Below are 11,803 nucleotides of genomic sequence, written 5' to 3'. Positions count from 1 at the left end.
AGGAAGGGACCTGACTCATGGGAGCCCAGCTCCGGGTCTACAAGCGTCGCATCCGATCCGTCACCGCGACCAAGAAGATCACCAAGGCGATGGAGATGATCGCCGCCTCGCGCGTCGTCAAGGCGCAGCGCAAGGTGGCGGCCTCCACGCCGTACGCGACCGAGCTCACCCGCGCGGTCACGGCGGTCGGCACCGGTTCGAACACCAAGCACCCGCTGACCACGGAGGCGGAGACGGCGACCCGTTCCGCGGTGCTGCTCCTCACGAGCGACCGCGGACTGGCCGGCGCCTTCAACTCCAACGCCATCAAGGCGGCGGAGCAGCTCACCGCCCGTCTCGAGGCCGAGGGCAAGAAGGTCGACACGTACATCGTCGGCCGCCGCGGTCTGGCCCACTACAACTTCCGCGAGCGCAAGGTCGTGGAGTCGTGGTCGGGCTTCACCGACGAGCCCACGTACGCGGACGCGAAGAAGGTCGCGGGTCCGCTCATCGAGGCCATCGAGAAGGACACGGCGGACGGCGGCGTGGATGAAATCCACATCGTCTACACCGAGTTCGTCTCGATGATGACGCAGACGGCCATCGACGGCCGGCTGCTGCCGCTTCGCCTCGAAGAGGTCGCGGAGGAAGCGCCCAAGGGCGAGATCCTCCCGCTGTTCGAGTTCGAGCCGTCGGCGGAGGACGTCCTCGACGCCCTGCTGCCGCGCTACGTCGAGAGCCGTATCTACAACGCGCTGCTCCAGTCGGCTGCCTCCAAGCACGCCGCCACGCGCCGCGCGATGAAGTCGGCGACCGACAACGCGGGAGACCTGATCACCACGCTCTCCCGACTTGCCAATGCGGCCCGCCAGGCCGAAATCACCCAGGAAATCAGCGAGATCGTCGGCGGCTCCGCAGCCCTTGCCGACGCGACCGCGGGGAGTGACAAGTAATGACGACGACTTCTGAGACGGCCGTTGCCACGGGCCGCGTCGCCCGGGTCATCGGCCCGGTCGTCGACGTGGAGTTCCCCGTCGACGCGATGCCTGACATCTACAACGCTCTTCACGTCGAGGTGGCCGACCCGGCCGACGCCGGCGCCAAGAAGACGCTGACCCTGGAAGTCGCCCAGCACCTGGGTGACGGCCTGGTCCGTACGATCTCCATGCAGCCCACGGACGGTCTGGTCCGCCAGGCCGTCGTCACCGACACGGGCACGGGCATCTCCGTCCCGGTCGGCGACTTCACCAAGGGCAAGGTGTTCAACACCCTCGGTGAGGTGCTGAACTCGGACGAGAAGTACTCGGGCGAGCGCTGGTCCATCCACCGCAAGGCCCCGCGCTTCGACGAGCTCGAGTCGAAGACCGAGATGTTCGAGACCGGCGTCAAGGTCATCGACCTTCTCACCCCGTACGTCAAGGGTGGAAAGATCGGTCTGTTCGGTGGTGCCGGCGTCGGCAAGACGGTGCTCATCCAGGAGATGATCTACCGCGTCGCCAACAACCACGACGGTGTCTCCGTGTTCGCCGGTGTCGGCGAGCGCACCCGTGAGGGCAACGACCTCATCGAGGAGATGTCGGACTCGGGCGTCATCGACAAGACCGCCCTTGTCTTCGGCCAGATGGACGAGCCCCCGGGCACCCGTCTGCGCGTGGCCCTCGCGGGTCTGACCATGGCGGAGTACTTCCGCGATGTGCAGAAGCAGGACGTGCTGTTCTTCATCGACAACATCTTCCGCTTCACGCAGGCCGGTTCCGAGGTCTCGACCCTGCTCGGCCGTATGCCCTCCGCGGTGGGTTACCAGCCGAACCTGGCCGACGAGATGGGTCTCCTCCAGGAGCGCATCACCTCGACCCGTGGTCACTCGATCACCTCGATGCAGGCGATCTACGTCCCCGCGGACGACCTGACCGACCCGGCCCCGGCCACCACGTTCGCCCACCTCGACGCGACGACGGTTCTCTCCCGTCCGATCTCCGAGAAGGGCATCTACCCGGCCGTGGACCCGCTGGACTCCACGTCCCGCATCCTGGACCCCCGCTACATCGCGGCGGACCACTACGCGGCCGCGATGCGCGTCAAGTCGGTTCTTCAGAAGTACAAGGACCTTCAGGACATCATCGCGATCCTCGGTATCGACGAGCTGGGCGAGGAGGACAAGCTCACCGTCCACCGTGCCCGTCGCGTGGAGCGCTTCCTGTCCCAGAACACCCACGTCGCCAAGCAGTTCACCGGCGTCGACGGGTCGGACGTCCCGCTGGACGAGTCGATCGCGGCCTTCAACGCGATCATCGACGGCGAGTACGACCACTTCCCGGAGCAGGCGTTCTTCCTCTGCGGTGGCATTGAGGACCTCAAGGCCAACGCCAAGGAGCTCGGCGTCTCCTGAACCTCGTGTTCTTGAGGAGGGGGCGGGGCCGCACCTCGCGGGGTGCGGTCCTTCCCCCTCCGTACGCCTACTAGACTTTGACCCAACACCCGGCAGCAACGCCGGGTGGTGACCCGAGGAGCCCACCTTGGCTGCTGAGCTGCACGTCGAGCTCGTCGCCGCGGACCGCAGTGTCTGGTCCGGCGAGGCCACCCTGGTCGTCGCGCGTACCACGTCCGGCGACATCGGCGTCATGCCCGGTCACCAGCCGCTTCTCGGTGTGCTGGAGTCGGGCCCGGTGACCATTCGTACGAGTGATGGTGGAACGGTCGTCGCCGCGGTGCACGGCGGTTTCATCTCCTTCGCCGACAACAAGCTGTCGCTGCTGGCCGAGATCGCCGAGCTGTCGGACGAGATCGACGTCCAGCGTGCGGAGCGGGCGCTCGAGCGCGCGAAGTCGGACGCCGACGCGTCCGCCGAGCGTCGCGCGGACGTCCGTCTGCGTGCGGTGGCGACCCGCTGACCCTTGGTGCGACCCCAGCCCTGCAGGCGCTGGGGGAGCACTGTGCAAGGCTTTGACTCAGCCGCGGCTGGGACCGGATCACTCCGGCCCTGGCCGCGGCTGAGGCAAATCCGGACGTTTTTTCTTTTCCGTTACCTAGGAGACGAGGAGGTCGGTGTCGATGGTCCTCGCTCTGACTGTGTGCGGAGTGGTAGTGGCGCTCGTGGTGGTGGGGCTGTTCGTCTTCGGCCTCCGTCGCCGGCTCATCCAGCGCTCCGGCGGAACGTTCGACTGCAGCCTGCGCTGGGACGTCCAGGAGAAGGGTGACCCCAGTGGCAAGGGCTGGAGCTACGGCGTGGCCCGCTACAACGGCGACCGGGTCGAGTGGTACCGCGTCTTCTCGTACGCGCCCCGCCCGCGCCGCGTCCTCGAACGCTCGGCGATCGAGGTGGCCGGCCGTCGCGCCGCCGAGGGCGAGGAGGAGCTCGCGCTGCTCTCCGACGCGATCATCCTGGCCTGTCTGCACCGCGGGACGCGCCTCGAACTGGCGATGAGCGAGGACGCGCTGACGGGATTCCTGGCCTGGCTGGAGGCCGCACCGCCCGGCCAGCGGGTGAACGTCGCCTGAGGCTCCCTCTGCCAGCCCGTCGGCTCCCTGATGCCGTACGGGCCCTTCTGCATGCCGTACGGGCGCTGCGGTGTGCCGTACGGGTGCCCTTCGCGCTCTCCTGGACCCGGACAGCGAACCGCGGGCAGACCCCTGGAGGTCTGCCCGCGGTTCGTTTCGTGGTGCGGGGTGGAGCGGTGCTCAGTGCCGGCCGGAGATCAGCTCAGGCCGCTGTTGATGGCGCTGACGAGTTCACCGTTGCTGGTGTCTCCGCTGAACTCCCAGAAGAAGGCGCCGCCCAGGCCCTGGCTCTTGGCCCACGCCATCTTCGTCCCGATGGTGGCCGGGGTGTCGTACGACCACCAGTTGTTGCCGCAGTAGGCGTACGCCGTGCCGGCGACGAGGCCCGTGGAGGGGCAGGACGTCTTGAGGACCTTGTAGTCCTCGATGCCCTGCTCGTACGTGCCGGCCGCGGGGCCGGTCGCCGTGCCGCCGGGCGCGGACTGGGTGACCCCGGTCCAGCCGCGGCCGTAGAAGCCGATGCCGATGAGCAGCTTGCTCGCGGGCACGCCCTTCGACTTGAACTTGGCGATCGCGTCGGCGGTGGTGAAGCCCGGCGTCGGGATGCCGCTGTACGAGGTGAGCGGGGAGTGCGGGGCGGTCGGGCCCTGCGCGTTGAACGCTCCGAAGAAGTCGTACGACATCACGTTGTACCAGTCGACGTACTGCGAGGCGCCCGCGTAGTCCGCGGCGTCGATCTTGCCGCCGGAGGTGCCGTCGGCGGTGGTGGCCGCGGTGACCAGGTTGTTCGAGCCGAACTTGGCGCGCAGGGCCTGCATCAGGTTCTTGTAGGCCGCCGCACCGCTGCTGTCACAGGACAGACCGCAGGCGTTCGGGTACTCCCAGTCGATGTCGATGCCGTCGAAGACGTCGGCCCAGCGCGGGTCCTCGACCAGGTTGTAGCAGGAGTTGGCGAAGGCGGTCGGGTTGGCCGCCGCCTGGGCGAAGCCACCGGACCAGGTCCAGCCGCCGAAGGACCACAGCACCTTGATGTTCGGGTACTTGGCCTTCAGCTCGCGGAGCTGGTTGAAGTTGCCGCGCAGCGGCTGGTCCCAGGTGTCGGCGACGCCGCTGACCGACTGGTCGGCGGTGAAGGCCTTGTCGTAGTCGGCGTAGGAGTCGCCGATGGCGCACTGGCCGTTGGTGACGTTGCCGAAGGCGTAGTTGATGTGCGTGATCTTGGCGGCCGAGCCCGACGTCACGAGGTTCTTGACGTTGTAGTTGCGGCCGTAGATGCCCCACTCGGTGAAGTAGCCGAGCTTGACGTTCTTGCCGCTGGGCGGCGGGTCCGTGGTGCCGCCGGTGGTGTGGACGGCGACGGAGCCGCTGACCGGACCGGTCTGGTCGGCGGTGTCACGGGCCTGGACGGTGTACGAGTAGTCGGTGCCGGCGGTCAGGCCGGTGTCCGTGTACGAGGTCGTCGTCACGGTCGCGACCTTGCTGCCGCCGCGCAGGACGTCGTAGTTCTTGACGCCCTTGTCGTCGGTCGCCGCGCTCCAGGAGAGCTTCACCGAGGTGTCGGTGACGGAGGAGGCGGTGGGGGTGCCCGGCGCGGAGGGCGCGCTGTCACCGGGGACGGTGGTACCGCCGTCACAACTGCCGCCGTTGAGCGTGCAGTTCGACGGGGAGCCGCTGCCCGAGCCGTTGAAGCCGAAGGAGATGGAGGCGCCCGCGGCGAGGCTGCCGTTGTAGGACTTGTTCTTGGCGGTCCAGTGGTTGCCCGAGCTGGTGACGTCCGCGTCCCAGGCCGAGGTGACGGCGGTGCCGGAGGGGAAGTCCCACTGGATCGTCCACGAACTGATCGCGGTGGTACCGGTGTTCTTGACGGTCCACTTGCCTTCGAAGCCCGTGCCCCAGTCCTGGGTCTTCGTGTAGGTGGCGGTGGCGCTGTCGGCGGCATGGGCCGGACTCGCGAGACCGACCAGGCCGGCCAGGGGGAGCAGCAGCGTGGCGAGCCCTGCCGTCGCTCTTTGTCTGAAGCGCATTCCGCGCCTCCTCGGGGGGAGTTGGGGAGGGAGGGGCGTGACTGAGCCTTCACACCCACGGTGCCGTGAGAATAGGAAGGTCTGGACCACAGGTCAATAGGTCTGGACCACTAGTTCCCTGCTCCTCTTGATCCTCAACTCCCGTACGGGCGGCACACCTTGACGGCCGGTCGCACCGCTCTGACGGACCGGCAGGCGGCTGACGTGGGCCTTCGCGTCCGCCCGCGTGATCGGTCCGGAGCCCCCGGCGGGGACGACGAAGGGCGCCCGCGCGACGGGCCCGAAGATCGCTTCGAGCCCGGCGCGGACGCCCTGACCGTGTTCGGCGGAAGAGTCCGGGAGCCGCTCAGCGCTCCCCGCCCGGGACCCACAGCACGTCGCCCACGTCCTTGTTCGCCGTGCGCGCCAGGATGAACAGGAGGTCCGAGAGACGGTTGAGGTAGGTGGCGGTGAGCGGGTTCATCGCCTCGCCGTGGACCTCCAGCGCCGCCCAGGTCGAGCGCTCGGCCCGGCGTACGACCGTGCACGCCTGGTGCAGGAGCGCGGCGCCGGCGGTGCCGCCGGGCAGGATGAAGGAGCGGAGCTTCTCCAGCCGCTCGTTGAACAGGTCGCAGTCCGCCTCCAGCTTGTCGACGTAGAACTGCTCGACCCGCAGCGGCGGGAACTTCGGGTCCTCGACGACGGGCGTCGACAGGTCCGCGCCCACGTCGAACAGGTCGTTCTGGACGCGGGTGAGGACCTGGACGATCTCGTCCTCCAGGCCGCCCAGCGCGATCGCCGTACCGATCACCGCGTTCGCCTCGTTGGCGTCGGCGTACGCCGAGATCCGCAGATCGGTCTTGGCGACCCTGCTCATGTCCCCGAGGGCGGTGGTGCCCTGGTCGCCGGTGCGGGTGTAGATGCGCGTCAGATTGACCATGGAGTCAATCTAGACGGCCCCGCGCGCCCGGGAGACGCCGTGCCCGCGTCGTGCGGATCACAGGGCGCGGACCCGTCCGGTGAGGGTTCGCCGGGACCGCCGGACGCGACGTGACGGGTGTCTCACGCCCTGAGACCGTGACACGCGTTACTTACGGGTTTCGCGCCCCCTTCCGAACGCTACTCTCCGCCGAAGAGGCATACACAAGCAGCGTGTTAAGGGAGTCTGAGTGGCTGGGAAGCTCGCCGTCATCGGAGCCGGACTCATGGGGTCCGGTATCGCCCAGGTCTCCGCACAGGCGGGCTGGGACGTCGTTCTGCGCGATGTCACCGACGAGGCGCTGAACCGCGGCCTCGACGGCATCAGGGCCTCGTACGACAAGTTCGTGAGCAAGGGCAAGCTGGAAGCCGCCGACGCGGACGCGGCCCTCGCGCGCATCACGGCGACCACCGACCTGGACGCCGCCGCCGACGCGGACATCGTCGTCGAGGCGGTCTTCGAGAAGCTCGAGGTCAAGCACGAGATCTTCCAGGCCCTGGACAAGATCGTGCGCCCCGACACCGTGCTCGCCTCCAACACCTCCGCGATCCCGATCACCAAGATCGCGGCGGCCACGGAGCGCCCGGAGCGGGTCGTCGGCGTGCACTTCTTCTCGCCGGTGCCGATGATGCAGCTCGTCGAGCTGGTGCGCGGCTACAAGACGAGCGACGAAACGCTCGCCGCCGCGCGTGCGTTCAGCGAGTCCGTCGGCAAGACCTGCATCGTCGTCAACCGCGACGTCGCCGGCTTCGTGACCACCCGTCTCATCTCGGCCCTCGTCGTCGAGGCGACGAAGCTGTACGAGTCGGGCGTGGCCACCGCCGAGGACATCGACCTCGCCTGCCGGCTCGGCTTCGGCCACGCCATGGGCCCCCTGGCCACCGCCGACCTCACGGGCGTCGACATCCTGCTCCACGCCACCGGCAACATCTACACCGAGACCCAGGACGAGAAGTTCGCCCCGCCGGAGCTGATGCGCCGGATGGTTGACGCCGGTGACATCGGGCGCAAGAGCGGGCAGGGCTTCTACAAGCACTGAACGATCATGCGGCGACCGGGACACCGGTCGCCGCATGTGCCACGGACGCCGTGCACGCCTCTCGGATGTCACTCCATGAGGTGAATTCGGTATCGGTTCGCTTACAGACGGCAACCTCCGCGGCCCTCAGGCAGTCAGACCATGCACAACATGCAGACGCGAAGACGCGGAAACAGACACACGCGGAGTTACGAGACGCATTCTCGGGGAGCGCATATGTACATCAGGGGCGACCACGCCGAACTGGTCGTCGGGGGCCGCCTCGACGTACGCAGCGCGGCGGACGCCCGTACGGTCCTGCACACCGCCGTCGACGACGGAGCCGGCGACCTGGTGCTCGACCTGTCCGAGCTGGACTCCTGGGACGCCACCGGACTCGGGGTCATCATGGGGGCCCATCGGCGCGCCGGGCGGTGCGGCCGGCGGCTCGTGCTGCGCGGCGTACCGCCGCAGATGCAGCGCCTGCTGGTGGCCACCCGGCTGCACCGGATCCTGGCGATCGAGGGTGGAATCGGGGTCGACTCCCTGCCCCGGGTGTGACCCGGGCACGCGCCCCCGTCGCTCCGCGCGCGCGACCGCGTACGCGTCCCGACCGGCGCACCTTTCCGCTCCCCGTGCACAATCCTCACGAAGCCGTGACGGTTCGGACGGCGCGGTACCCCGCCTGTTCGTAGATACTGTGCGAAGGTTTAGGGTTCGGCTGCCCGCCGACCGAAACCCTACGAGCGGGCACCGGACCAGAAGCGACGAAGCGGTGTGCAGCCAGGCCGGGAGGGCATCGGCACACGACGCTTTTGGGGGGCTTGGAACATGGACCCGATCAACCGGGGACCCGACGAGTACGGCCGTCAGGACGACAGCCAGGTGACCCGTCCGCGCCCGCCGCGCGACCCGCTCGCAGCGGATCTCGGACAGCACAAGCCCGTACTCGTCCGCACGGTCAGGCTCGTCACGGGCGAGTTCGCGCTCACCGTGAACCCCGTCGACGGCAGCGAGCTGGAGAACTGTCCGCCGTACGAACGGCCGCGACCGCCCGTCAAGCGCGCCGCCGCCGAACGCGCCGAACTGGCCCGCGCGGCCCAGCCGCCCGTACCGCCCGGCCCGGCACAGCCCCGGCTGCCGCTCCTGGAGCGCCACGAGGAGCGCGAACAGGTCGTACGCCTTCTCGCGCGCGGCCGCTCGGTGCGGCTCACCGGACCCTCGGGGTCGGGCCGCACCGTCCTGCTGGACGCCGTCGCCGAGGACTGCGCGGACCTCGCCCCCGACGGCGTCGTCCGCCTCTCCGGCTACGGACGCACCGCGAGCGACGTGCTGCACGACCTCTTCGCCGCCGTCTACGAAGCGCCCCTGCACCGCCCGGACCACGACGAACTGCTCCGGCTCGTCCGCGAGATCGGCGCGGTCGTCGTCCTCGACGACGCGGAGATCGGCGGCGCCGACCTCGACGTGCTGCTCGACGCCACCCCCGAGTGCGCCTTCGTCGTCGCCGCCACCCCCGACATACCGGCCCCGTCCGCCCGCGCCCAGCTCGACGAGGTCCTCCTCGGCGGCCTCGACCGCAGCGGCGGCCTCGAACTGCTGGAGCGCGCCGTCGGACGCGTCCTGACCGAGGACGAGTCGAACTGGGCCGGCGACCTCTGGTTCGAGTCCGAGGGACTGCCGCTGCGCTTCATCCAGGCCGGGGCGCTGCTGCGCCAGCGGGACCGGATGCAGGCCAGCGAAGAGGCCTTCGACGACTACGGCGTCTTCCAGGAAGCCCCGGCCGACGCGACCTTCGAGACCGGCGACGGCGCCGACGTGCCGCTGCCCTCCCTCGCCGAGGGCGCCGCGCCCGCCGCGCTGCTCGCCTCCCGGCTCAGCGAATCGGCGCGCGCCACCCTGCGCTTCGCCGTCGCGCTCGGCGGCGAGGTGCCCCACCAGGCCCATCTGCCCGCGCTCGTGGGCGACACCCACGCGGATGCCGCGCTCGCCGAACTCGCGGCCTCCGCGCTGGTCTCCCCGGTCGGCTCCCGCTACCGGCTCGCCGCCGGTGTGCAGGCCCAGCTCGAGGCCTCCGGCTACGCGGACACCCTCCAGGAGAGCGCGCTGGCCGCGGCCCGGCACTACACCTGGTGGGCCGGGCACCCCTCGGTCACCCCGGAGCGGGTGTGCGCGGAGGCCGACGCGGTGCTCGCCGCGCTGGACGTGCTCGTCCCCGTCACCACCGTCCCGCAGGACGAGGAGGAGGAGAGCGTCTCCGTCCAGCTCGCCCGCACGGCGGCGCCCGCCTTCGCGGCCGGACTGCACTGGAGCGCCTGGGAGCGCGTCCTGCGTCTCGGCGTCGAGGCCTCCGAGCTCGCCGACGACCTGGGCGAACAGGCCTACTTCCACCACGAGCTGGGTGTCCTCGCGCTGTGCGGGCTCCAGCTCGACCGGGCCCGCGCCGAGCTGGAGGCCTCCGTCGCCATGCGCGGCGAACTCGCCGACAAGCGCGGCACCACGGCCGGCCGGCGGGCGCTCGCCCTGGTCGCCGACCGCTCCGGAACCCTCCAGCTCACCAGCGGGGGCAGCGCGTCGGGCGAAGAGGTGCCCGACGCGCGCCACGAAGAGTCGATGTCGCCCCCCGGCGGCGTGCCGGCCGCCTTCCCGCGCACCGACCCGTCGGACGACACCATCACGGTGCTCGCCCGGCCCGGCGGCCTCGGCATACCCGCGGCCAAGCCGCGGAGCGTCGCCGGCCGGCTCGTCGCCGGCACCCGGCGCAACCTGGTGGCCGCGGGCGCGGGCGCGCTCCTCGTCGCCGTCCTCGGGACCGTGGTGACCCTCGGCGCGACCTCGGACCACGACAACGGCACGCCGTCCGAGAAGGTCGGGGTGAACCCGTCGGCCACCCAGGACACCCAGGACGACAGCCTGGGGGCGGACACCCCGAAGAAGGGCGACGACTCCTCCTCCGGAGCCCCGGCCAAGCCCACCGACCCGGGCCCGGACGGCACGTACGGCACCTCGGACGACCCGACGCCGACGGCCACGGCGACCCGGCAGCCGTCCGCCGACCCGAGCGGGACGCGCACCGGCACGAGCAGGCCGTCGAAGTCGCCGACGCCGACGCCGACGAAGTCGCCCACGCACCGGCCGTCCTCGACCCCCACGAGGACGACGCACCCCTCGCCGTCGACGTCCTCCACGAAGCCGGCGAGCCCGTCGGCGTCCCCGTCGCCGTCGCCCAGCACCTCGACGACCCCGGCCACCTCCGACTCCGCGAGCGGCCCGGTGCCGACGTCGTCGAGCGGTTCGGTGATCTGACCGCGGGGTCCGGACGTACGGCCGGACCCCGAGGGAAACGGGAGAGGGCCGGATCCGTCGTCGGATCCGGCCCTCTCTGTCGTATACGAAGCCCGGGGGCTCAGAACAGCCGCAGCTTGTCGTCCTCGATGCCGCGCAGGGCGTCGTAGTCCAGGACCGCGCAGCCGATGCCGCGGTCGGTGGCGAGGACGCGGGCCTGCGGCTTGATCTCCTGGGCTGCGAAGATGCCGCGGACCGGCGCGAGGTGCGGGTCGCGGTTCAACAGCTCCAGATAGCGTGTGAGTTGCTCCACGCCGTCGATCTCGCCGCGCCGCTTGATCTCCACGGCGACGGTCTGCCCGTCGGCGTCCCGGCACAGGATGTCGACCGGGCCGATGGCCGTCATGTACTCGCGGCGGATGAGCGAGTAGCCCTCGCCGAGGGTCTCGATCCGGTCGGCGAGCAGCTCCTGGAGGTGCGCTTCCACGCCGTCCTTGATCAGGCCGGGATCCACGCCGAGTTCGTGCGAGGAGTCGTGGAGGATCTCCTCCATCGTGATGATGAGCTTCTCGCCCGCCTTGTTGATGACGGTCCAGACGCCTTCGTCGTCGCCGGACCCCTCCTTCAGTGTGCAGGGCGGCGACATCCAGTTGAGGGGCTTGTAGGCCCGGTCGTCCGCGTGGATCGAGACGCTGCCGTCCGCCTTCACGAGGATCAGGCGGGGCGCCGACGGGAGATGGGCGGTGAGCCGGCCCGCGTAGTCCACGGAACAGCGGGCAATGACGAGACGCATGGTCGGCAACGCTACTCGACCGGTGGTGGTGCACGCGATTCCCGGCCCCGTCCCGCAACCCCCTCCCGCGCCCGGCCCCGAGGCGGAATCCGTGGTTCGCCCCATTTGTTCCGCAGGTCGGTGCCGCCCGGTCCGGACGGCGTTTTCGCGGGTCACCCCATTGATCCTGAAGATTCCGTGTTCCGGTGTGGCCGATTGTCGGCCTACCGGGTGTTCGCTATGTGCCCATTCTCCTGGTGCCGTTACCT

General features: G+C 70.0%; 10 protein-coding genes. 7 read left to right on the top strand and 3 right to left on the bottom strand.

What is annotated here, in order from left to right:
* The first annotated feature begins 17 nt into the window (after positions 1-17).
* The 4 genes from ACZ4TO_RS36690 (at position 18) to ACZ4TO_RS36675 (ending at position 3,477) form a co-directional block, all read left to right on the top strand.
* Entirely contained in the window at positions 18-932 is a 915-nt protein-coding gene (locus ACZ4TO_RS36690) for a F0F1 ATP synthase subunit gamma (RefSeq protein ID WP_382787355.1), read from the top strand.
* On the top strand, positions 932-2,368 hold the full coding sequence (gene atpD, locus ACZ4TO_RS36685) for a F0F1 ATP synthase subunit beta (protein ID WP_151472280.1): 1,437 nt from the start codon (positions 932-934) through the stop codon (positions 2,366-2,368). The genes ACZ4TO_RS36690 and atpD overlap by 1 nt, the downstream gene beginning before the upstream one ends.
* Positions 2,369-2,495: 127 nt before the next feature.
* Positions 2,496-2,870 (top strand): F0F1 ATP synthase subunit epsilon, encoded by a 375-nt coding sequence (locus tag ACZ4TO_RS36680; protein ID WP_037624931.1) that lies wholly within the window; start codon positions 2,496-2,498, stop codon positions 2,868-2,870.
* Between the two features lie 160 nt (positions 2,871-3,030).
* Positions 3,031-3,477, top strand: coding sequence for a DUF2550 domain-containing protein (locus ACZ4TO_RS36675; protein WP_468026448.1), 447 nt, complete (start codon positions 3,031-3,033; stop codon positions 3,475-3,477).
* Positions 3,478-3,674: 197 nt separating this feature from the next.
* Here ACZ4TO_RS36675 and ACZ4TO_RS36670 read toward each other — a convergent pair whose 3' ends face one another.
* A complete protein-coding gene (locus ACZ4TO_RS36670) occupies positions 3,675-5,501 on the bottom strand; it encodes a glycosyl hydrolase family 18 protein (RefSeq protein WP_468026447.1) in 1,827 nt (608 codons plus the stop codon).
* Positions 5,502-5,847: 346 nt separating this feature from the next.
* Entirely contained in the window at positions 5,848-6,420 is a 573-nt protein-coding gene (locus ACZ4TO_RS36665) for a cob(I)yrinic acid a,c-diamide adenosyltransferase (RefSeq protein WP_385043073.1), read from the bottom strand.
* A gap of 229 nt (positions 6,421-6,649) precedes the next feature.
* On the opposite strand from ACZ4TO_RS36665, the gene ACZ4TO_RS36660 reads away from it, so the two are divergent.
* The 3 genes from ACZ4TO_RS36660 to ACZ4TO_RS36650 all read left to right on the top strand — a co-directional run bounded on the left by ACZ4TO_RS36660 (position 6,650) and on the right by ACZ4TO_RS36650 (position 10,783).
* Positions 6,650-7,498: a 3-hydroxyacyl-CoA dehydrogenase family protein gene (locus ACZ4TO_RS36660; protein WP_382787345.1), complete on the top strand. Its 849-nt coding sequence runs from the start codon at positions 6,650-6,652 to the stop codon at positions 7,496-7,498.
* A gap of 216 nt (positions 7,499-7,714) precedes the next feature.
* A complete protein-coding gene (locus ACZ4TO_RS36655) occupies positions 7,715-8,038 on the top strand; it encodes an STAS domain-containing protein (protein WP_382787343.1) in 324 nt (107 codons plus the stop codon).
* Between the two features lie 270 nt (positions 8,039-8,308).
* Entirely contained in the window at positions 8,309-10,783 is a 2,475-nt protein-coding gene (locus ACZ4TO_RS36650) for an ATP-binding protein (protein WP_468026446.1), read from the top strand.
* 100 nt (positions 10,784-10,883) lie between these two features.
* Here ACZ4TO_RS36650 and nucS read toward each other — a convergent pair whose 3' ends face one another.
* Complete coding sequence (nucS, locus tag ACZ4TO_RS36645; RefSeq protein ID WP_382787339.1) at positions 10,884-11,555, bottom strand: endonuclease NucS; 672 nt, start codon at positions 11,553-11,555, stop codon at positions 10,884-10,886.
* Between the last annotated feature and the right edge of the window lie 248 nt (positions 11,556-11,803).

The organism is Streptomyces sp. NPDC028298, assembly GCF_055565895.1.
This window is presented reverse-complemented; position numbering and strand designations above follow the sequence as displayed.

Coding starts and splice junctions, on each gene's coding strand:
- ACZ4TO_RS36690 (WP_382787355.1), top strand. CDS start 18: ATGGGAGCCCAGCTCCGGGTCTACAAGCGTCGCATCCGATCCGTCACC.
- atpD (WP_151472280.1), top strand. CDS start 932: ATGACGACGACTTCTGAGACGGCCGTTGCCACGGGCCGCGTCGCCCGG.
- ACZ4TO_RS36675 (WP_468026448.1), top strand. CDS start 3,031: ATGGTCCTCGCTCTGACTGTGTGCGGAGTGGTAGTGGCGCTCGTGGTG.
- ACZ4TO_RS36670 (WP_468026447.1), bottom strand. CDS start 5,501: ATGCGCTTCAGACAAAGAGCGACGGCAGGGCTCGCCACGCTGCTGCTC.
- ACZ4TO_RS36665 (WP_385043073.1), bottom strand. CDS start 6,420: ATGGTCAATCTGACGCGCATCTACACCCGCACCGGCGACCAGGGCACC.
- ACZ4TO_RS36655 (WP_382787343.1), top strand. CDS start 7,715: ATGTACATCAGGGGCGACCACGCCGAACTGGTCGTCGGGGGCCGCCTC.
- ACZ4TO_RS36650 (WP_468026446.1), top strand. CDS start 8,309: ATGGACCCGATCAACCGGGGACCCGACGAGTACGGCCGTCAGGACGAC.
- nucS (WP_382787339.1), bottom strand. CDS start 11,555: ATGCGTCTCGTCATTGCCCGCTGTTCCGTGGACTACGCGGGCCGGCTC.